The sequence below is a fragment of the Koromonas humicola genome (assembly GCF_059726255.1).
Genome location: NZ_AP040873.1, coordinates 819,873 through 841,351, shown reverse-complemented (window position 1 = coordinate 841,351; position 21,479 = coordinate 819,873). Strand labels below are relative to the sequence as shown.

Sequence of the window (21,479 nt, the reverse complement as noted above, 5' to 3'; positions counted from 1 at the left end):
GTCGCCGTGCGTACGTGTTCGCCGATTTGTGATATCGGCATTGAGTACGCTGGCACTGATTACTGCAGGTGGATTTGTTATCGGAGCTCAGGCGCAGGCGATCGAGGAACATGATGCGAAGGCCGCATTTGTTCTCAAGGTCATGAACTTCGTCCAGTGGCCGCCAGAAGGGCAACGTGGCAATCAACTCGTCGTAGGATTCGTCGGAGCGGATGCCACAAGCGCGGCTTTTCAACGACTCGCCTCTGGCAAGTCCATTGAGGGAAAAGGCGTCACTGTTCGGCGACTTGCGCCCGATGCCGACCTGAAAGGGTGTCAGGTAATTTATGTCGGTGCGTCAGCAAGCAAGAACATGGGTTCCGTTCTCGAGCGTTTGCGTGGAAGCAGCGTTCTAACTGTTGGAGAGTCCGATGGATTTGGTCAACATGGTGGGATGATCAATCTCCTGCTTAATGGCGGCAAAATTCATTTCGAAGTGAATCCCCATGCTGCAGAGCGAGCGCATCTTCAAATCAGCTCCCGATTGCTCTCTCTAGCGACAATTGTCGCAGATCGTATTTGAGCGGCTGACGCTGAAGGAGGTATCGATGAAGTTGCGCGACTTGTCTATCGGCCGCAAGTTGATGATTGTCATGATGGCGGTGAGTAGCGTCGCACTTCTACTGCTCTGCGCCATCCTGCTTGGCTACGATGTGTCCACCTCCAAGCGGGCCACCTCCGAACATTTGTCCACGTTGACTCAAGTAATTGCGGATAACAGCAAAGCTGCACTCAGTTTCGGAGACCAGAATGCGGCCGGTGAAGTGCTTGGAGCATTGAAAGCGGAGCCTCACATTACAGCGGCTTGTCTGTTTGATAAGGAAGGAAAAATCTTCGCTTCCTATCATCCGAGTGGGGCTGCGAACACTTCAGCACCGCAGCTAAGAAGACCAGGGACGTATTTCGAAGGCGATCGACTGATGCAGTACCTACCGGTATCGCTGTCAGGCGAACAAATCGGTATTGTCTTAGTCGAGTCGGACCTTGCAGAAATGAGGCAGCGATATCGCAATTACGCCGGAATCGTCGCGATAGTGTTAGCGTTCTCATGGCTAGCTGTGTTCTTGGTTGTACGTCGCTTGCGTCGCACAATCACAGATCCTTTGAACGAATTGATTGAAGTATCCCACGCGATCGGCGACTTTGGAGACCTCGAGCATCAGATCGATGTTGATCGCCAAGACGAGTTGGGTGACCTTGCCAGGTCGTTCAATAACATGGTCGGATACCTGAAGGAGATGGCTGCTGTGTCGGAGGGCATTGCTCAAGGGGATCTCTCGGTTGACGTAAATCCCCGCTCTGAACGCGACATCTTAGGCCGCGCTTTCTCACGTATGACCGAAGCCCTGGGAGATTTGGTCCGTGATGTAAGGCAGAGTGCAACTCAAGTCGCCAGCGGATCAAGCCAGGTTGCAGCCGCTTCTGAAAATTCCGCAAAGGTGGGTATGCGAGCCTCCTCTGCCATAGAGGAAGTCACCAGCACTATGCACGAGATGAGTATGAACGTGCAAAATGTGGTGAAGAACACGCAATTGCAGTCCTCCAGCGTGAGTGAAACCTCAGCGGCAATTGAACAAATGATTGCTAGTATTCAGCGCGTGGCTGATACTGCAAAAGTGCTGCTCGACATCTCGAGCCGATCACGCGATGAAGTGCAGAGTGGAATCGTAACAATGCAGAGGACGACCGACGGCCTGAATCGAATAAACAGCTCAATCGGTTCTTCTTCAGGGATCATTGCAACACTCGGTGAGCGTGCGAACGACATTGGCAAGATCATTGAGGTAATTGACGACATCTCCGATCAGACCAACCTGCTTGCACTTAACGCCGCTATAGAAGCTGCCCGCGCTGGTGAACACGGACTCGGATTTGCCGTCGTTGCTGACGAAGTACGCAAACTCGCCGAGAAATCAGCTAACTCCACGAAGGAAATAGGCGAGTTGATCAGCGCGATTCAGAGTGAATCACGCAAAGCTGTCGAGAACATGGACAAAAGCAACCTGATCGTTAACGAGGGTCTGGAACTCGGAAGCGAACTGAGGACAGCCTTGGAGAAGATATCGAAGGTGGTTGCTGAGGTTCTCATGTTTGCGCAACAAATCGGAGGGGCTACTAGAGAGCAATCTTTGGGATCCACGCAGATAGCCCAGGCTGCATCCCGTCTCAACGAATTCACACATGAAATCAACTCCTCCGTTGAGGAGCAGGCGATTGGAGCGAAAGCTGTAGTGGGCGCCATGGAGCGCATGCATGAAATGGTGCAGCAGTCTGCCTCGAGCTCTAGCGACCTAGCCTCGTCTGCGGAGCAAATGTCGACAATGGCAAATTCCTTACTGAACTCCATTGACCGCTTTACCCTGGAACGGCGGTCAAAAACGGCGCGCAGCCTCGCCGCTACGAACTGACGAACTTAAGCAGGGAGCTAAAAATAAGGGGCACCATAATGGTGCCCCTTTCGCGCAAGTGGATGCGTGATTTTAAGTCGAGAACATATAGAGCGAAAGCAGGGAGAAGTAGATTCCGGTTCGAACTTCCTGAGCTTCTTAAGCAAAAACATCGATCGGTGCGTCGTCACTTCCTGCCAAGCCGGTATGAAATACCGACATCAAAGCGGACGTCATTCTGCCTATCAGAGTCTCTGTTGGGCAGGCTCGTCCGCACGTAGTGAACTTCGGGAGCGCGAAGAGCAAACCGATGCGAGAGCTCCACATCGAGACCGCCGCCCAACTGCATTGTGAACGCATTTGCGACAGAACTGGTACCCGAGGCAGAAGGAAACACGCCATCGAAGGCGTGGCTGCTTCCAAAGAGCCACTCCCCGAAAGCTCTTGTAGGGCGTTTGGCTATTCTTATTGAGCCAAAGGTATATCGTGGCCCACCCATAAAGCTCAGGCGCGAAATGGAAATTCCCGTGCTTGCGATGTTTCCTGCGTGCTCGCCACTGAAGGCCGTTGCGACTCCAAAGCCACGGTGCACATTGAAGGAGGCGTCAATCCCGCCGCCCTGCATCCAGAACGTACCACGGTTGTCAGCAGTCTTCGCAGCCGACGCGCTGTACGTAATGGCGATGTCGGTCGAGTTCAGGAAGAAGCGCTTCTCCTGTGCGTGCGACATAACGCCAAAACTCAGCACGCCCAACAAAACGATCCCTGTATTCAAATTGAGCCGCATGCGCTCCTTCTATTGAACGGTTAAGGTAACGTGGGCTGCTTGCGTTGAGTAAGTCCCAGCCGTAGCCAACACGGTTATGGTGTAAGTTCTGGGTGGCTCAGCGAAGTAACCACTGCCTGAGCCGCACCCAGCCATTCCGAAAACAGCCAGTCCCAACAGAAGTGCAGCCATTGCGGTCCTAACCTTTCGCAATCGGAGCGATGACTTGCACTGACCCGGCACAAAGCACATGCCGAAGAGCGCCAGAGCAAACGTCCATCGAAGTGACCGGAGTTCTGCAGTGTTGCTCGATTTCGGTGTGTAGATGGTCATTGTGAACGTCGTCGCGGACATTCCAGGAGTTATCGATGGCGGGTTGAAGGAGACGCTCGCTCCAGCGGGCAGGCCCAGCGCGCTGAACACAACTGGCGTGGTCATAGGAGCGTTGATCGCCTTTATCGTAAAGGCGAATGCGGCTGCACCCCCAGGAGCAACTGTCTGCGACGGTACTGATGGACCGCTCGTGCCTCCAGCGCTTCCAGTTCCGCTCGCAGGTTCGATGGTGAAGCCTGGACTCGATGAAACCTCTACGGAAACGTCCGATGCAGTGCTGGCAAGGTAGTTGGAGTCACCGTCATACTTGGCAGTCAGGGAGTGCGCGCCCACAGTGAGACTGCTCGTCGTGTAAGTAGCCTTGCCGCTTGAGTCAAGCGTAGTCGATGTCAATAGAGTACTTCCATCGTAGATCCCAATTCTTCCAGTGGGGACACCCGAGGTCACGGCGGCAACATCCGCGGTAAAGACCACAGGCTGCACTGCATTGGGATTTATGTTGCTGACCGACAGAGATGTAATAGTCGCGGCCTGCACCGCTGTGCCCATCAGACGAAGCGTTTGTGGAAGAAGCGCAGAACCGCCGAAGACCACGCTTCCGCTGGTAGCTCCGGATGCACTTGGTGAAAATGCAATTGACTCTGTGCAACTTACACCGGCAGCAAGCGTAATTGGCAGGGTGCCACAACTCCCACCATTGATGCCGAAAGGCCCGGAGAACGTAGCGGACTGGACGACGATGGACGTATTGCCGTTGTTGCTGAGCGTTGCGACCTGTCCGGAACTTGTACTGCCGACCGGCTGACTGGCATATGAAAATGCGTTAGTCACTACGGAACGAACTCTCTGGTTTAAGCGGTCGGCTATGGTCAGATTTCCAATACTGTCGCTGGCCAACCCTTGAGGAGTGTCGAAAACACCGCTGGTCGCGGCTCCGTCATCCCCACCGTACGACTGTTCGCCGGTCCCGGCAATCGTCACTATTACCCCATTGGAAACTTGGCGAATGCGGTGATTGTTCGAGTCGGTGATATAGATGTTCCCGCTCGCATCTACTGCGACTCCACTTGGCTTCGCCATTTCCGCCGAGGTTGAAGATCCTGCATCTCCGCTGAACCCGCCATTCCCATTTCCCGCAATGGTCGAGATCGTACCTGCGGTATCGACCATTCGTATGCAGTGGTTCTGGCGATCGGCGACATACAGACGTCCGGCGTTATCAACGGCCACACCCGTTGGGAGGTCGAGCGCCGCGGCAGTGGCGTCGCCGCCATCTCCGGTGTACATCTCCTCGCCATTACCCGCGACCGTGGTGATAATTCCCGCAGCGGTGATTTTGCGAACGCGGTTGTTGTTTGTGTCCGCGATGTATAGGTTCCCACTGCCATCTACCGCGACGGCGCTCGGCAGAGAGAGCATTGCGGCAGTAGCATTACCAAGGTCTCCGGAAAATCCCGCAACCCCGGTTCCTGCAATCGTCGAGATCACTCCGTCGGCCACTTTGCGGATGCGATGGTTGTGAGAATCGGCGATGAAGATGTTTCCGTTAGAATCGACGGCAACACCTATCGGAGTGTCGAGTTGTGCCACGGTCGCGGCGCCGCCGTCACCACTGAATCCCTGCTCGCCAGATCCTGCAACTGTCGTGATTGTTCCGGCCGTGGAGACTTTGCGAATCACATGGTTCGAGGCATCCGCGATATACAGATTCCGGCTTGCGTCATAAGCGACTGCCGATGGTGATGCCAGTGCGGCCGAAACAGCGGTGCCGTTGTCTCCGTTATATCCTTCCTGACTACTTCCGGCAGTAGTGGTCACGACACGTCCGGGCGTGATGGTCAGCACACCTTGCGCGTGAGCTGAGATGGCAGTTAGCAACAGAAACAGACCGACAGAACCGCGCACTTTCCACAAATCCATCTTCTTCTCTGTTGACACAGATCGCGACTGATCCATCGGAATCCCCTTCACTCTGCTCTCCACCGACACAGCTAATACGGATAAATTCCGTTTACACAGATGGAATACTGCAAACCCTTAGGTGCAAACGGCCGCAGATCCGGAAGGGCGAAGGTGGTCCCACCGTCGCCGCCAAAGCGGGTTCCTATGATGCTGAACAACACCTGGTACTGGTTGATTTGAAGAGTCCTTCCGTCTGCAGGCAATGTACTCGAGCCGTTATACGCGTTCACCGAGAGGAAGATGTCCCCGACAAAGAGATAACCGGCATCACACGCACTGCCCGTGAATGAGATCGAACCAGTGACTCCCCCGTTGGTGCTGAGGGCGTTTGAGAGAGCCGTTAAGTTGGCTGGAACTGATGCTGCCGACCCTGCCGGACCCTGCGGACCTGTCGGTCCAGTCGGGCCTTGCGGTCCCTGTGCGCCAGTCGCGCCTACTGGCCCCTGGATGCCCTGAAGCCCTTGTGCGCCAGTAGCGCCAGTTGCACCCTCCTTTGCCAGCAAAGCCCAAACAGTGTTATCGCTGCCTGGTGTCACGTTGAAGTTGTTGGTCAAGGCGATCCAACTGCTGCCATTGAGGAAAACAGCATCACCGATCGAATAAGTAGTCGTGCTGCTCCAACTCCCGTGAAACGAGACCGGAGGCCCGGTCGCTCCCTTAGCTCCCGTTGCACCCTGGGGACCTTCTGCTCCCGTCGCTCCAGTTGCACCAGTGGCTCCTTGGGGACCCTGAGGGCCCATTGGCCCGGTGGCGCCAATAGCTCCCACTGCACCCTGAGGGCCTTGTGCGCCCGTCGCTCCGGTGGCACCTGTCGGTCCCTGAGGGCCTTGGATACCTTGCGCACCCGTCGCTCCGATGGCCCCTGTTAGTCCCTGAGGGCCTGGAATACCTTGCGCGCCAGTAGCGCCAATCGGTCCTTGGGGACCCTGCGGCCCCATCGGTCCGGTTGCGCCCATAGAAGTAATCGTGATGTCGAGCCGGGCGGCATGACCAGTTTGGTCATTCTCCTTGCTATCGAACAGTACGTCGGCAGAGCTTGAGGTTAGCGCTACACCGAAATTCGTAGCGGGGGAGGTAACCCACTGCTGGACGAGCGATGTCACGTCGATGAATACAAACTGTCCGGTCCCAGAGATGGGAATACTTCCTAATGGGGAATCGAGCGAGGGCATGGTGGCATAGGTGACGCTTTCCTCGGACCACGGCGAACTCACCGAAGCGAGATTTATTGTTCCCGCCGTGTTGACGCGATTCACAAATATGGCCAGCGTTGCGTGAGAAATCTGACTGGAGGTCACTCCCGCGGGCATTGTTCCAAGATCAAATTGCAACAGGGCCGTGTTGCCACTCCCCACGTGAAGATTTGAAATTTTCCCGAAGTTTGCGCTTGCATGGGCAGAGTTGACGTGTGCGTCACCCTTTAGGGAAGCATCTGTCGCCTGGGCAGCAACGGAAAATGCAGCGGCAATCAGGCACAAGAAAAGCGGGCGGATGAAGGTGATTCGTCTCACGACACACTCCGGCTCCCGACACCTTGGTATACACATCAACTACGTGTGCTTTTACGTCCGGGAGAGTACAGCAACGAACACTGCGGTCGGACCTGAGACAGCTAGGAACTGACTTATAGCGCTTTAAGAATGTTAATCGGGCGTTCTACTTAGGACAAAGTACAATGCACAGCCCTCACGTGACTTTTGTGATAATCCTTTCGTAATGTCGATCTATCGAACTACGGATATCAGCGACACGAAGCCAAACCGTTGCCGCGCCCCTTACTTCGCGAAATGGCCGATCGATCGCAAGGTCGTGTACGATCTGGCGCGGGACGTTTCGACTCGCGTCAGCGATGGCGGTTCAGACGAAACTCCGACATGGTTGGCCGATGGCAAGCACGTCATCTACGCCTCGCATAATTCAACCTTCCTGCCGTCCTCTCCGACTCCACTTTCACTCCTTACTAACTGGAACAACGTCCTGACGAATCGGTGACAGGTATTTCGAAAACGACGCGAACCATGCGTTCGCTGTCACACGTTACCGGCGCAGCAAGCGACATCAAAGCTGCTATTCTGGAATGTGACTCCAAGGCAATCTACACGCACCAAGACCCCGCTTCGGAAGGGTCTCCTCCGATCTCTTATTCGATGGCTTAGCCTGGCTGCTTTGGCACTTTGGTCGCTGGCCGTGCTGCTCCTCGTGGCCGCGCGGTGGATCGACCCTCCCACAACTGCGGTTCAGACGCAACGCCGATTGCAAGCCTGGGTTCACCAAGCACCGTATCAGAAGCGATACAAGTTTGTTCCACTAACTCAGATCTCGCCTGATTTCCAGCATGCGGTGATCGCGGCTGAAGACGCACGTTTCTACCAACACCATGGATTCGACTGGCACGCGATCCAGCTAGCAGCACAAGAAGATATCGAGGGAGGGCGAACGCGCGGAGGATCCACGCTAACGCAGCAACTCGTGAAGAACTTGTTCTTCGGAACGGGCCGCTCATTCCTTCGCAAAGGTGCGGAAGCAACGCTTGTACCCGTCGCCGAACTCGTGCTCGGCAAGCAGCGTATCTTGGAACTCTATCTCAATGTCGTGGAATGGGGGCCCGGTATTTACGGCGCAGAGTCGGCGTGTCGCTACCATGATCGAACTTCGGCCCGTCATATTGGCCGAGAACAGTCAGCACGGCTGGCAGCGATTCTTCCCGCTCCGCTGAAGCGACGACCTGACCGCATGAATGGGTACAGTGCGGTGATCCTAAGAAGAATGCGCCAAGTGGGTTGGTGATCGCAATAAGGCTCTTCAAAAAGCGGCAGCGCTAGATATTGGCGCTGCTATTTTGTGCCTGCGAACCACTACTTACTACAGTAACCTACTCACGTACACCAAGGTACGCGAACTATCAGGTTGGGACGCTACCGCTCCAGCGAAAGTGGGTACGATTGCTGTATTTAGTTTTTCAATCGATTCGGCACTGTGTAACACGGGACTCGGTCCTGTTATGAACACCTAAATGGGCAAGCATAGAAATCCCGATTGCAAGAATCCGTTGCAGGCCAAAATGTCGGGATTCTCGTTGATTGAATTGCTGATCGTGGTGGCCATTGTGCTGATCGTCAGCGCGATGGCGATTCTTCGCATCACGAACGTGCAGAGTTACCGCGGCCAGAACGATGCCCGCAACATTGTCGGACAACTCATGGTGGCTCGAATGCGGGCCAGCGCGAATATGTCGCGCGCCAAGATCACATGCACCATCAACATCAGAAGTTGTAGCCTGCAAACACAACAGAATGGCAGCGCAATTTGGAACACCGAAACGACAGGTGGATCACTTGTGCTCTCACCGGGCGTGCTGTTCGGCGTTCCTTCGGCGGCCGACCACGGTGCTGGAAATCAAAGCGGAGCTTCTCCAGTGCAGGGATCAAGCTCGGTGACGCCACCCAGCGGCACGATTGAGATCACTTACAACTCACGCGGACTCCCGATCAACCCGGGTACAGGCACTGTGCTTTCTGACTACGCGATCTATCTCACAAATTCAAACAATGTGTCGTTTGCTGTCGCGATCGATGCGAGTGGTCGTGCCACTATTTACCGACTCGACGGCTCAACTTACACCAGGATGCAGGACTAATCGAGTTCTATGAAAGTCAACGCAATGCTCGGGCGAGTGCGCAATGGTCAGAAGGGATTCACTCTCATTGAGGTGATGGTCGCCACGGTGATCCTGACGATAGTCGCAGTGGGTGTGTTGACGCTGTTTGCAGTGGCAGTCGCAAGGAACAGCGACCGTGGCAACCGAGCCAGCCGCACTACCGAATACGCCACTGACAAAATGGAACAACTCCTGGCACTGCAATTCGATGATGTTGACAGTGATGTAACGGTAACTCCCACATGTAGTCGGGCAAATGATTGCACCCCCTCGGGCGTTACAGGGGTAGGCCTAATTGCAGGAGGAGGCGTCAATCCTGCAGACGTCACTCACACGGGATACTTTGACTATATCGACGCGAGTACTGGCGCCGTTTCTACGACTAAGCCCGGCGTCGGGTATGTCAGGCAATGGCTGATAACTGACTCGAACTCCTCGGTGAAAACGATTCAGGTGCGCGTTTCTGTGATCGGCAATATTTCAGGACTAGCGCCGACGACCACATTGATCAGTCAGAAAGCGGACTACTAGGCAGGAGATGAAAAGAAAGCGAGCATCATCGGGAACGACTTTGCTAGAACTCGTCATGAGCCTTGCTTTGCTGCTCGTCATATCTGGAGCTGTTCTCGGCAGCATCATGTCTTCTCAAAAGAACTATCGCTCCCAGCAGGTAAAGATTTCGATTGACCAGCAGACGCGCAGTGCTCTCGAGTTGATGTCCCAGGAGATCGGACAAGCCGGCCTCCCCCTATCGCGACTCGCCGGGAGTAACACCCTTTCAAACGACAATGCGCTGATAGTGCAACAGGCTACGGGTTCTCTTTCCGATGGTGTTGACGAAGGAACGTCAGATGAGGTGCCAGTGAACAGCAACTCTGCAGGCTTTCCCTTCTATAAGAACCAGACAATCGTCATCGACACGTCTGGAGTAAGAGAACAAGTCACACTGGACACGGCTGATAAAAACAGTAAAAAGATCAAACCTAACGGTACCTTTGCCGCCACGCACCACGCGGGCGACCCAATTTTCTCCGCCGGATTGTATCCCGAGGGCATTCTCTGGTTTGATGATGGAACATATACCCAAACGGCGACTAACGTCTTCACTGGCTATGAACTGTGGCTTTTTGGGGACATGACAACCGGGAGTGGGTCGCTTGACCTCATCGAATACAAGTGCCAAGCCAACGGGAATTCTTACCAACTTGTGCGAGTCGTATATGACACTTCTGCAACGACAACGTGCTCGAACGGAAAGCCCAGCGAGTCAGGAAACACTCAGGAAATGGTGCTTCTTGACAACGTGGTGAACTGCGATCCGCGCGTCAATACGCCCCCGTTTCAACTTCTTCGGATTCCGAAGTCGAAGTCGGTTGGCAACTTCACTTTCGTTCTCTCGGTTGGAGTTACGCTGCAGGTGCAGTCCGCAACCAACGACCCACAAACGGGCGCCCCATATACCCTGACTAAGTCGTACCTGAACGTGCAGCCGCGCAATATCATTGCTGCCTACAATCTCGTTCATAACTCCAACCCCGATGCGTCCGATCTTCAACAAACCCCAGAATACGGAGCGTTTGCATGCTTCAAAGCAGATTGATCGCGATATCCGGCAGCAACCGCCCTCGCAAAGCTAATCCGGAGGCAGGAATTGCACTGGTTGTGGCGCTGCTGATGATTCTGTTAATTTCCACACTCGCCACCGGCGTGATTCTCTCGACGCAGTCGGAGATATGGACGACAGCGAACTACACGGCCACGACGCAATCACGGTATGAGGCGGAAGCAGGCGCACAGCAGGCAGCTAATTGGATCAATACGTATTGGAACTACAACTTGCCTGACTTTACTCAATCAGGCTGGAACCTGAGCGCGTTTCCAGTGCAGTTCAACAACTCCAAGGTAATTCTCGCCACAAGCGGATTCAGTGGTGCAGGCGATACTTATGGCACAGCGATCTCTTCAGACGTGGACGCGAATTTCAAAGCGACTCTGGCGTCATCCTCGGCGCTAAACAATGGAGTATTTAGAAACCTGTACGCATCTGGATCAGGGGTTGGCAACAAGTTTGAAGTCTCTGCCCAGTTGCTTGAGGCCTATATGGCGAGTTCGGTTTCTTCGACCAGGGTCCTGAAGTGGAAGATCGTTTCGCAAGGCACCGTAGGATCGGGGTCGAGAGTAGCCCGGACACAAGTCGTACAGATTGTGACCCAGACGATCTCGTCTTCACCGAATGGCGGCAGTCCCAGATTCAAAGGCGCAATATACGCCACAGGAACTGGCTGCGGAGCCGTCACTATGAATGGCAACGCACAGACGGGAAGCTACAACTCGAGCGGGAACCTAGGAATCAACAATCCAACTACAGTAGCAACTGGTGGCGATGTGTGGTCTGCCGGAAACATTACGCTATCGGGCAGCGCCAGTGTGGACGGCAATGCGTACACAACTGGCAGCATCAACACCACAAAATTGGACACAACGAATCCCGGGAGTCGATATCGAGGAGCCTGGGCCGATCCGAACCAGGTCACCGCATACAATTGCGTAGCATCCGAGTCACCCATCAAGGGAGTGACAGCCGATAAGAGCGGATCGAACGTGGTGGGAACCAATACAAATGGAACGAAGCCTAACATCGTAAGTCAGTTCTCGCCAGCCGATCAGAACATGGTCACACCGACCCTCCCCTCGGTTCCTACGAACACCACAAACTGCGCCACAAAGGGATGTGATGGAAGCTGGGTCAGTAGTCTGAATTTGGCTCCTAATCCGACGGGAAATTATGGAAACGTCCGTTTTGCAGGGGGAGCAACCATCAACCTATCTGCTGGTACGTATAACTTCAACTGCTTCAGCCTGAGCGGAGGAGCGACTGTAAACCTGCCTGCGAACGGAACAGTGATCATCAATATCTACGGGACTAACCCGAACAGCAGCAAGAATTACTGTATGGACGGCAAGAACTTCTATCCCATAGACCTGGCTGGAGGCACTCTTTCCAATGCAGGCGGGGACCCCGCGAACCTGCAATTGGTATATGCCGGAGCGGATACGATAAAACTCGGGGGAGGTGCCAACCTGTTCGGCACCATCTATGCTCCCAACGCCCACGTTGACTACTCGGGAAACTTCAGCACTTACGGTGCGATTGTCAGTAACACAATCACCGTCACTGGCGGCGCTCACGTGTACTACGACACAAATCTCGGCGTCAGCGGGCCGGTAAATCCCGGGGCAGGCACACCCACGCCAACTGCGGTACACCTTACTGAATACAGTTGGAGTGCATACTAAGTCACGACGTGCCGCTCGCGTGCCAGAAGTCTCGTTACAGCTAGATCGGCATCGGCTCGGGCACGGGTATTTGTGGAACTACGTCCGGGTCTGAGCCTGGTTCTGGCTCTGGGTCCGGCGCAGGCTTGGGATCGGGGCTCGGAATGGGGGAAGGCGGATTCGGACTGTTCAGCCTTGAGATTGCCAACAATGGGTCCGTTACGCTCCGCTCAGAAAAGAACAGACGCAGCTCATGTGGTCGTGTCACTTAGCCTCCAAACCAAAGAGTTCCCAACAATCGACGGTTCTCACCGTCCGAAAGATGCCTCAGCGACATACACTGAAGAACTCACGCTATGTAGCGATGGCAGAAGCTTTAGTTGTGGCCTCGTCCGTGGTGGTCATTTTTCCTCCAGAGCGAACGAACTCGTCAAAGAACTGTTGTGCTTTGGCCGGGTCTAGCGCGCGCATCGCGTCAGTCACCAGAGTAACTTGATGTCCACGTTGCAGCAGATTACGTGCAGCAGCAGCAACACAAATCTCGGTTACAACGCCGTACAGCAGAATCTGCAACGACGGACCAAATTGCTGCAGTAGCATGTCGGTATTCGGATTTGTGAACACATCAAACTGCTGTTTTTCTATGACAATCTGCTTGAGTTGCTGAATTGCTGCAAGCTGCACCGGACGATTGGGAACTACATAGAATTTCTCAAGAAGGGTCTCCGGGATCTTCTTCTGCCCTGGCGTGCACGCCATGCAATGCGGACCGAACAACTTCAGTTCGGGATCGCCCTCATGGTGAGAATCTACAGACGAAATCAACGGAACGCGCTTCTCGCGTGCAAATGCGGTTAATCGTGCAAGATTGGGGATGATCGACTCAGCACCAGGCACATAGAGTCGCCCATCCGGAGAGAGAAAATCAACCTGCGTATCAACGTCCCACAACAACATAGATTGAAGCACCTTTCTTCGCCGATTTCATCCACCGCTTCGCGACAACAGCATTTACCCAACAAACATCCACTACTAGGCGAACCACTTTCGGCTTCATAGCCAGCACCCCGAGGAGTTCATTATGTCCAAGTGCGAAGTTTGCGGCAACGAATACGACCTGTCCTTTGAACTAACCGCGGCCGGTGCGCGGCACACCTTCGACTGCTTCGAGTGCGCTATTCAAGCGATGGCTCCTATCTGTGAACATTGCCACTGCCGGGTCATCGGACATGGTGTCGAAGCTGGCGGGCGTTTTTATTGCTGTGCCCATTGCGCGCGAAGTGCAGGCTCGCCTGAAATCAAAGATCGAGTGGCCTGACGCATGCTAGCAATGAAATGGTCCGCTGGCCGATAATTCCTACCCGGTCCAACCGGCGGACCAGTCCCACTATTCCGCTCTAGGCCGCATCCCGCTTCGCTTCAGCCGGAAGCCATGGAATTGCTTTGCTCGTCCACAGACTTGAAGGATAGCTCGCCCGAAGTTCCTCGGCGGTTCTCCCCAGCGCTGTATGGTCATTGGTCGCCTTGTAGCGTGCAACACCGCGCCAGTACATCGCACGTGCGGCGGAGTGAGTGCTGCCGAAGCGTGTGACAACATCGCTGAACCAGCGCTCCGCATCATCATATTTCTTTTGGACAAATGCGATGCGACCGAGCCCGTTCTCAAGAGCGGCTACGAAATCGTCTTTTGGTAGATACCCTTCCAGCCTGACTTGCTCCGAGCCATTGCCGTCCAGTAGCAGAATGGTCGGAGTCCAAACGGCGCCAAACCGGTGAAACCAGGCAGGATGCTCCTTTATATGCGCTTTCACTGGAACGAACTGCTGCTCAATGAATTCTCCGGTCTTCGAATCCTCATATGACTCGGCATCCAGCCGAGCACATGCACCTCACGCCGGGGCGGCGCTGAAATCGAGAAGGATGGGACGATTGTGCTGCTTCGCCTCGACTAGGGCTGCGTCTACATCTTTGCTCCAGTTGATCGGCATTTCTCCTCCTTGAATGTATGCTTTGGTTTTTCCCACTCCTTTAGATGCCCCAGCGCTGGATCGGTTACGCAGCCTGACACTCTCGCTCGTCGCTTGCATCGTACTCGGGAATATTTGTTGCAACGTATTTCCATCTCGCGAATCTAAAGCTAGTGAAGAAAGGATTAGAAAGATGATCACTAGCACTGCACCGCAAACCAGCATTTCTACCTGGACAATCGATCCGGTTCACTCCGTTGCCGAGTTCAAGGTGAAGCACATGATGATCTCGAATGTGAAGGGGCAGTTCACCGCACTTTCTGGCACATTGAGCCTTGATGAAGCGGATGTGACGAATTCGAAGATCGAGGCTAGCATTGACGCTGCTTCCATCAACACACGAGAGGCCCAGCGCGACGCGCACCTGAAGAGTGCGGACTTCTTCGATGTAGAGAAGTTCCCGACCCTCAGCTTCAAGTCGAGTGGTGTGACCCGCAAAGCTGATGGCGAACTGGCGGTGGGAGGCGAGCTTACGATTCATGGCGTCACCCGCAATGTGCAATTCGACGTGGAAGGCCCGACCGCTCCTGGCAAAGATCCCTGGGGCAACACTCGAATCGGTGTCTCTGCTACGACCAAGATCAACCGCAAAGACTTCGGATTGACGTGGAACGCAGCGCTCGAGACTGGCGGCATCCTCGTCGGCGAAGAAGTCACGATCACCCTCGATTTGCAGTTGATCAAAGCTTAAGTCTCGTCGCCACTGGCCCTTGAGCCGCGTGCGACGCGTGAAATGAGAGGTACAAGATGTCACTCCGACCAGTAAAGGAAATTCTGCAGACGCAACCCACGATGGAAGGCGCGGGAGTCAAGTTGCAACGTGCGTTCGGGTTCGGCAAGACCAAGGAGTTCGATCCATTCCTGCTGTTCGACGACTTTCGAAACGAGCGCCCCGAAGACTATCTTGCAGGTTTCCCGTGGCACCCGCATCGTGGGATTGAGACGATCACCTATGTGCTGGCGGGATCCGTCGAGCATGGTGACAGTCTCGGCAATAAGGGCAAAATGACTGCAGGCGATGTGCAATGGATGACTGCTGGTAGCGGCATTCTGCATCAGGAAATGCCTCGCGGTGACGATCAGGGCCGCATGCATGGGTTCCAGTTATGGGCGAACCTGCCGTCCTCACTCAAGATGACAGATCCGCGCTATCAGGACATTCCATCCAGTGCGATCCCGGAAGTCATTGATGACGATGGCACACGTGCCCGCATCATCTGTGGCGAGTTCTGGGGTAAGCGCGGACCGGTCGAGGGAGTGGCGGCGGATCCGTCCTACGTCGACATCTCGGTTGCGCAAGGCACTCGAAAGCGCATAAAAGTCGATGTAACTCGAAACGCTTTCGCCTACGTCTTTGCTGGCTCCGGAACATTCCGGGATTCATCCGAACCCCGAGCCGTGCTGACCGAGCACACAGCGCAGCCCGAAGCGGCGCCAACTTATGACGCGAAGAACCACTCACTTGTACTGTTCGATAGGGGAGACGAACTCGTCGTTCAGGCAGGACCGGAAGGAATTCGATTCCTGCTGGTCTCGGGCAAGCCACTCGAAGAACCCGTCGCGTGGTATGGGCCCATCGTGATGAACTACCCCGGACAGCTTAAGCAGGCTATGGCTGAGCTACAGGACGGTACGTTTATCAAACATCGGTGAGTGCTGGTTGCAGAAAGCGTCGGCTTATTCCGTCGCTTTCTGCTGATTTTTCGATGCTTCTTCTCCTCTAACACCGCGTTTTGTTCCCCTCGCTCCTAAGTTCGTCGATTGAAGTCAGCGCTGAAGGTGCATAAGGTAAGTACGTTGCATCCAATACACCATGGCAATGACGCTCACAATGACCGAATCCACGCTTGAGAAGAAGATCAATCAGCTCGCCGAAGTAGCGGTGAAGGTTGGGCTTGGACTGAAGGCTGGACAGGAGCTAGTGATGACCGCTTCCCTGGATGCAGTTCCCTTGGCGCGGCGCATTACCGAGCATGCTTACCGTGCAGGGGCCGCGCTCGTCACTACTTTGTACACGGACGACGCTGTGTCATTGCTGCGGTTCAGAAACGCACATGATGAAAGTTTCGAGCACGCTCCGAAGTGGCTTTATGAGGGAATGGCCGCAGCGTTCAAGAGCGGCGCCGCAAGACTGGCAATTACCGGGGCTGACCCACTGTTGCTCTCGAACGAAGATTCCGAGAAGGTGAGCCGCGCAAATCGGTCGAACTCCATTGCTTACAGACCTGCGCTGGAATTGATCGCGCGTCATGAGATCAACTGGACGATTGTCGCGAGTGCGACACCCGCCTGGGCAAGAGCGATGTTTCCGGGGGAACCCGAAGATGCGGCACTTGCAAAGCTGTGGGACGCCATCTTCGAAACCTCGCGCATCAACTTCGACGACCCTGTTTCAGCATGGAAGCAGCATGATGCGACTCTACACAAACGAGCGGCATACCTGAACGAGAAGCGCTACGCCGCTCTGCAGTATCGAGGGCCTGGAACCGACTTTCGTCTCGGACTCTCAGACGACCATCTCTGGGTTGGAGGAGGCACAACGGCTGGCAACGGAGTGTATTGCATTCCCAACATACCGACCGAGGAAGTCTTCACCACCCCGCACAAAGATCGTGCAGATGGGACAGTCGCCGCGAGCAAGCCGCTCTCATATCAGGGAACAATGATTGAGGACATTCAGGTGCGGTTCGAGCAAGGACGGATTGTCCAGGCTCACGCCAGCCGAGGGCAGGAAGTATTGGAACAACTTATCAGCACAGATGAGGGCGCGCGACGGCTAGGAGAAGTAGCACTAGTTCCGCATTCTTCTCCAATCGCGCACAGCGGGATCACCTTCCTCAACACGTTGTTCGACGAGAACGCCGCATCCCATATCGCTCTCGGCCAGTCCTACAGTGGATGCCTGCGCGATGGTGACAAGCTAACTCGCGAAGAACTTGCTGCAAGAGGTGCAAACGAGAGTCTGATTCACGTCGACTGGATGATCGGATCAGCGGAACTCGACATTGATGGAATTACTGCGTCAGGCGCATCGGAACCGTTAATGCGAAAGGGAGAGTGGGTGAGCTAGCAGGCCTTTTGTTGACTCAATCTACTGGTGAGCATTTCTAGAAAGGGTTGTTGACTCTTCAGAATGCGCTCTCGGGCCTCTGCGATCGAAAACCAAGCGCCGCGATCGATTTCGGGAATTTCCATCCGGCGCCCTGATCGCGGAGGCCACTCAATTTCGCACAGATTGCTTTTGATCGCTGCGGGATCACAGTCTCCCTCGAATGCAAACGCAGTGACAATCTTGCCGCCCGCCTGCTTCACCTCTCCTAGCTCAAGGAACGCACCTTCAGCAACGTGGCCGGTCTCCTCTTGAAACTCGCGCCGCGCGACTTCCAATGCACTCTCGTCTGCCTGATACTCGCCCTTAGGAATGGACCACGCGCCGTAGTCTTTCTTCGCCCAAAACGGGCCTCCGGGATGAACCAGAAATACTTCCACTTCACCCTTCGTTCTACGGTACATAAGCAATCCGGCACTTCTCTTCAGCATATCTATCGCTCTTGCGGATTGTAGCCGCTGTCCAACTGCCCTGGAAAGAATGCGCCCTAGTTGTTGCCGGAAGATGCGACTACACTTCCCCGGCCAGAGATTTGCTTCGGCGCCTCACATTCCTCCGACTCACTTAAATCACCCGCCTTGCTTGAAAGAAGATGAACGGGAACCGCTTCTCCGGCCTTGCAAAAACCGGGCGCGGCGGGCAGAATTGCCAATCCGTCCGCATGCAACAAAGTCTTAAGGAAGCGAGTGTCCTGATCGCCAGCGCTCCAAATACAAAGTTGCCCTGCCCTTGTTTCAAGCCGCACACGAAGTAACTGTGTCTTCCCCGCCAGCTTGCGAACATCGTGCTGTAGCGTAGCCATCACCGCTGTTTTTATGACCTTGCGGTAGCCCATCATCTTCAACAACGCTGGGCGCACGAGTTCCTCAAACGTGACAATGGCTGAAACCGGATTACCCGGCAGCGAAAACACCGGAACTTTGTCTCTGATGGCAAAAGCCGTCGATTTACCTGGCTTCATGTCGATGCCCCAGAAGATTTGTTCAACGCCCAACTCACCCAGTGTCTTCCGTACCATGTCACGGTCGCCGACAGAAACGCCTGCGGCAGTAATGAGCACATCCGCCCGAAGCCCTTCTCGAATCATCTGGGACAATGTGGCTTTGTCGTCCGTGGCTATACCTAGCAAAACGGGAGTTGCGCCTACTTCCTGTACCGCTGCCGCCAATGCCATCGAATTGCTGTTGTATAGCTTGCCCGCCGAAAGTGGCTGCCCAGGCTCAATTAGCTCATCTCCCGTTGCAAGAATTGCGACACGGGGTCTTCGAAAGACAATCACCGATGTTCGGCCGAGCGACGCGAGCAGGCTGATCTCCGGCACACGAATCGTGCTACCGGCAGCCAATGCAGCGCTGCCCACTTGGATGTCTTCGCCTGCGCGTCGAATATGCTGCCCCGCAACGACCTTCGCCTTCACAACTACACTGTCGGGAGCCTCCTCAGTCTCCTCGAAGGGAACGATTGCTTCCGTACCCTGCGGTACAGGAGCTCCGGTCATAATCCTTATAGCGGTTCCCGCCTTTAGAGGTGCGTTCGCGAGTTCGCCCGCGGGGACATATCCCTGAACAGGAATGGGCCTATCAGCGACGCAATCCTGCACGCGCACTGCATATCCGTCCATCGAGGAGTTATCGAATTGCGGAAGATTCAGCGGAGCTACGACGTCCGCCGCTACCACACGTCCAAGAGCCTCGAGCAATCCAGCCTGCTCGGTCCCAACAGTGGTTACATTTTGCAGAATGATGTCGCGTGCTTCAAAGAAGCTGAGTGCCATATGGTTCCTTTGCCCAAACCATGCCGCAAGTACTGTTGAGCTCGTTCACGCGCGTCAGCCGCCGATCTGGCTCATTGCGAAGGAACTATTCATCATCGTCGGTGCGACCTTCCCGGCGATGTATTCTCGAAATCCCGCGCGAGCAGACTTATGATCCGAGTCTCTCAAAGCCTGCGCCAAATCGAACATCGTCGAATCCATCAGGCAGCGCCGTACGCGCCCGCGAGCGTCGAGTCGAAGTCGCTCACAGCTGCTGCAGAAGGGATGCGAGCGCGGAGTAATCCACCCTACTTTGATGAACTCTCCATTCCACTTCACAAGCGACCTGCGAGCCGATGCCCGGCTCTCGACGTCCCACGGTAAGAGCTCAGCTTTTAGCTCGCGACAAACTTCATCGACAGAGATGAATTCGGAGTCACACCATAGGCTTTCGGTCCCCGTGCGCATTAGTTCAATGAAGCGAACCTCGTACTTCCGAGCCTGCGCAAAATTGAGAAGTTGTGGAACCTCCCGACGCCAGGTGGATCGTTGCAACACAGCATTCAGCTTGATAGGAGTAAGCCCCGCTCGCTCCGCCGCTTCGATCCCATCCATAGTGTGATCGAGACTCCCGCCTCGCGTAATCTGCGAGAAACGCGTTGGATCGAGTGAATCCAGAGAAATGTTAACCCGGTCCAGTCCCGCGTTTTTCAGGTCACTCGCCATGTGTGGCAGTAGCGTTCCATTCGTGGTCATCGCCACCTCAGTGATCTGAGGAATGGACGCGAGTCCCTCGATCAGGTGTTCAATCCCTTTTCGAACCAGAGGTTCCCCACCTGTGAGCCGGATCGTACGAATCCCAGTATCGGACACCAACCACCGGACGAGTTGCAGAAGAGACTCAAACGACAGCAGATCTTCGTGCCGCAGCTTTGGCACCCCTTCGGATGGCATGCAGTAGCAGCATCGGAAGTTGCACCGGTCTGTCACTGAAAGTCGGAGCCGACGCAACCAGCCAAGCTCGACAGAGGACGGCATTACAGCCCCAAGCTCATCGGGGATAACGGGATGTCCTGCCACTGGCTCCGACATGATTCTCCGAATTAGCGCTGTACGGATGAAACTGCAATTCACGTGCCGCTGCAAAATGAATCGCTTCTCTAGAGTTTGCCGCGTCAACGCTTGCGAATCAAATTCCGCATGCTCGCCGGCCCACGGCAGGTGTTCAAAAATTGAGCACTTCGGTGCTCCATTCCTGAACGTTGCACATTTTTCGAACTCCGATACACCGCCGCGCACACAGATGTCCTGAGTTTTCTAGACCCCGGCCGACTCGCAATGCAAATTCTTGCGAACTCGATTTCTGGAGTGCGGCAGTTGCGAATTCGAATGTCTGCGGATTGCAATCAATTCCGCGACCACGGAAATTGCGATCTCCTCCGGAGTGACCGCGCCAAGTTCCAATCCGATAGGCGCAAACACCTTCTCAAAAGCCTCGGGCGAAAAGCCTTCCCTTTCAAGTTGCTGATACAGCGTCAATACCTTCCGCCCAGAACCGATCATTCCGATGTAGCGGGCCTTTGTCTCTAACGCCCAGCGCAGTACCGTGAGATCGTGACGATGCCCTCGCGTCACAATGGCGATGTAGGAAGTGTCCGGCGGATCGAGTTGCGCCATCACCCGTTGCATATCGCCCGCATACACGTCGAGTGCCTCTGGAAAGCGCTCGCGGTTGGCATAGATTTCACGATCGTCGATGATCGTTGGCTGGAAACCGGCCAGCAATGCAACTTTATAGATGTTCAGACCAACATGGCCCGCGCCGAATATGTACAGCAGAGGTGCCGGAACCACTGGCTCCACGAACACCTGCAACGATCCGCCACAGACCAACCCACTGTCATCATCCGGATTCTGATTGAGGTTAAATTCATAGGTATTCGGCTTCTCCTCTTTCATAACCTCCATCGCCCCCTTGCGAACGTCGTTCTCGACGCATCCGCCGCCGATGGTCCCCACGATGGATCCATCGTCGCGGATCAGCATCTTTGCCGCCCTTACAGATGGAATCGAGCCCCGTACGTTGATGATCGTTGCCAACGCACAGCGCCGTCCCTGGCGTTGCAGATTGCAAATCTCCTGGTAGATATCCATGACCGACTGCTTCCC

General features: G+C 54.9%; 21 protein-coding genes. 12 read left to right on the top strand and 9 right to left on the bottom strand.

The features are described 5' to 3' along the window. Positions 1-40: 40 nt before the first annotated feature. Both AC6IZD_RS03725 and AC6IZD_RS03720 read left to right on the top strand, forming a co-directional pair. Positions 41-562, top strand: coding sequence for a TOL_0243 family YfiR-like periplasmic protein (locus tag AC6IZD_RS03725; protein ID WP_497786338.1), 522 nt, complete (start codon positions 41-43; stop codon positions 560-562). Positions 563-587: 25 nt separating this feature from the next. Continuing rightward, a complete protein-coding gene (locus tag AC6IZD_RS03720) occupies positions 588-2,447 on the top strand; it encodes a methyl-accepting chemotaxis protein (protein ID WP_497786337.1) in 1,860 nt (619 codons plus the stop codon). 166 nt (positions 2,448-2,613) lie between these two features. Here the strand turns inward: AC6IZD_RS03720 and AC6IZD_RS03715 are convergent, their stop codons facing one another. The 3 genes from AC6IZD_RS03715 to AC6IZD_RS03705 form a co-directional block, all read right to left on the bottom strand. Then, positions 2,614-3,213, bottom strand: coding sequence for a hypothetical protein (locus AC6IZD_RS03715; protein WP_497786336.1), 600 nt, complete (start codon positions 3,211-3,213; stop codon positions 2,614-2,616). Between the two features lie 9 nt (positions 3,214-3,222). Continuing rightward, positions 3,223-5,445 carry an NHL domain-containing protein gene (locus tag AC6IZD_RS03710; RefSeq protein WP_497786335.1) on the bottom strand — a complete coding sequence of 741 codons (2,223 nt, stop codon included), beginning with the start codon at positions 5,443-5,445 and terminating at the stop codon, positions 3,223-3,225. 71 nt (positions 5,446-5,516) lie between these two features. Next, entirely contained in the window at positions 5,517-6,998 is a 1,482-nt protein-coding gene (locus AC6IZD_RS03705; RefSeq protein WP_497786334.1) for a DNRLRE domain-containing protein, read from the bottom strand. 205 nt (positions 6,999-7,203) lie between these two features. On the opposite strand from AC6IZD_RS03705, the gene AC6IZD_RS03700 reads away from it, so the two are divergent. The 6 genes from AC6IZD_RS03700 to AC6IZD_RS03675 all read left to right on the top strand — a co-directional run bounded on the left by AC6IZD_RS03700 (position 7,204) and on the right by AC6IZD_RS03675 (position 12,442). Beyond that, positions 7,204-7,479, top strand: coding sequence for a hypothetical protein (locus AC6IZD_RS03700; RefSeq protein WP_497786333.1), 276 nt, complete (start codon positions 7,204-7,206; stop codon positions 7,477-7,479). An 87-nt stretch (positions 7,480-7,566) separates the two neighbouring features. Further along, on the top strand, positions 7,567-8,274 hold the full coding sequence (mtgA, locus tag AC6IZD_RS03695) for a monofunctional biosynthetic peptidoglycan transglycosylase (protein ID WP_497786332.1): 708 nt from the start codon (positions 7,567-7,569) through the stop codon (positions 8,272-8,274). A 226-nt stretch (positions 8,275-8,500) separates the two neighbouring features. Next, complete coding sequence (locus tag AC6IZD_RS03690; RefSeq protein WP_497786331.1) at positions 8,501-9,124, top strand: pilus assembly FimT family protein; 624 nt, start codon at positions 8,501-8,503, stop codon at positions 9,122-9,124. 9 nt (positions 9,125-9,133) lie between these two features. Next, a complete protein-coding gene (locus AC6IZD_RS03685; protein ID WP_497786330.1) occupies positions 9,134-9,676 on the top strand; it encodes a prepilin-type N-terminal cleavage/methylation domain-containing protein in 543 nt (180 codons plus the stop codon). A gap of 7 nt (positions 9,677-9,683) precedes the next feature. Continuing rightward, complete coding sequence (locus AC6IZD_RS03680; protein ID WP_497786329.1) at positions 9,684-10,745, top strand: hypothetical protein; 1,062 nt, start codon at positions 9,684-9,686, stop codon at positions 10,743-10,745. Next, entirely contained in the window at positions 10,727-12,442 is a 1,716-nt protein-coding gene (locus tag AC6IZD_RS03675) for a DUF7305 domain-containing protein (RefSeq protein WP_497786328.1), read from the top strand. The genes AC6IZD_RS03680 and AC6IZD_RS03675 overlap by 19 nt, the downstream gene beginning before the upstream one ends. A gap of 333 nt (positions 12,443-12,775) precedes the next feature. Here the strand turns inward: AC6IZD_RS03675 and AC6IZD_RS03670 are convergent, their stop codons facing one another. Next, positions 12,776-13,378, bottom strand: a complete 603-nt coding sequence (locus AC6IZD_RS03670; RefSeq protein ID WP_497786327.1) for a cysteine hydrolase family protein — start codon at positions 13,376-13,378, stop codon at positions 12,776-12,778. 124 nt (positions 13,379-13,502) lie between these two features. Here AC6IZD_RS03670 and AC6IZD_RS03665 point away from each other — a divergent pair, with 124 nt between their 5' ends. Then, a complete protein-coding gene (locus tag AC6IZD_RS03665) occupies positions 13,503-13,739 on the top strand; it encodes a metallothionein (protein WP_497786326.1) in 237 nt (78 codons plus the stop codon). Positions 13,740-13,818: 79 nt separating this feature from the next. Here AC6IZD_RS03665 and AC6IZD_RS03660 read toward each other — a convergent pair whose 3' ends face one another. Next, positions 13,819-14,295, bottom strand: a complete 477-nt coding sequence (locus tag AC6IZD_RS03660; RefSeq protein WP_497787555.1) for a thioredoxin fold domain-containing protein — start codon at positions 14,293-14,295, stop codon at positions 13,819-13,821. A gap of 286 nt (positions 14,296-14,581) precedes the next feature. On the opposite strand from AC6IZD_RS03660, the gene AC6IZD_RS03655 reads away from it, so the two are divergent. From AC6IZD_RS03655 to AC6IZD_RS03645, 3 genes are all read left to right on the top strand, one after another. Next, positions 14,582-15,139 (top strand): YceI family protein, encoded by a 558-nt coding sequence (locus tag AC6IZD_RS03655; protein ID WP_497786325.1) that lies wholly within the window; start codon positions 14,582-14,584, stop codon positions 15,137-15,139. 56 nt (positions 15,140-15,195) lie between these two features. Then, entirely contained in the window at positions 15,196-16,101 is a 906-nt protein-coding gene (locus AC6IZD_RS03650) for a pirin family protein (protein WP_497786324.1), read from the top strand. A gap of 166 nt (positions 16,102-16,267) precedes the next feature. Further along, positions 16,268-17,518: an aminopeptidase gene (locus AC6IZD_RS03645; protein ID WP_497787554.1), complete on the top strand. Its 1,251-nt coding sequence runs from the start codon at positions 16,268-16,270 to the stop codon at positions 17,516-17,518. Here the strand turns inward: AC6IZD_RS03645 and AC6IZD_RS03640 are convergent. The 4 genes from AC6IZD_RS03640 to AC6IZD_RS03625 form a co-directional block, all read right to left on the bottom strand. Then, positions 17,515-17,988: an NUDIX hydrolase gene (locus AC6IZD_RS03640; RefSeq protein WP_497786323.1), complete on the bottom strand. Its 474-nt coding sequence runs from the start codon at positions 17,986-17,988 to the stop codon at positions 17,515-17,517. The two genes, AC6IZD_RS03645 and AC6IZD_RS03640, sit on opposite strands and share 4 nt — an antisense overlap. A 56-nt stretch (positions 17,989-18,044) precedes the next feature. Beyond that, a complete protein-coding gene (locus AC6IZD_RS03635) occupies positions 18,045-19,331 on the bottom strand; it encodes a molybdopterin molybdotransferase MoeA (RefSeq protein ID WP_497786322.1) in 1,287 nt (428 codons plus the stop codon). A 54-nt stretch (positions 19,332-19,385) separates the two neighbouring features. Further along, positions 19,386-20,402, bottom strand: coding sequence for a GTP 3',8-cyclase MoaA (moaA, locus tag AC6IZD_RS03630; RefSeq protein WP_497786321.1), 1,017 nt, complete (start codon positions 20,400-20,402; stop codon positions 19,386-19,388). A 225-nt stretch (positions 20,403-20,627) separates the two neighbouring features. After that, positions 20,628-21,464: an XdhC family protein gene (locus AC6IZD_RS03625; protein ID WP_497786320.1), complete on the bottom strand. Its 837-nt coding sequence runs from the start codon at positions 21,462-21,464 to the stop codon at positions 20,628-20,630. Positions 21,465-21,479 lie beyond the last annotated feature (15 nt).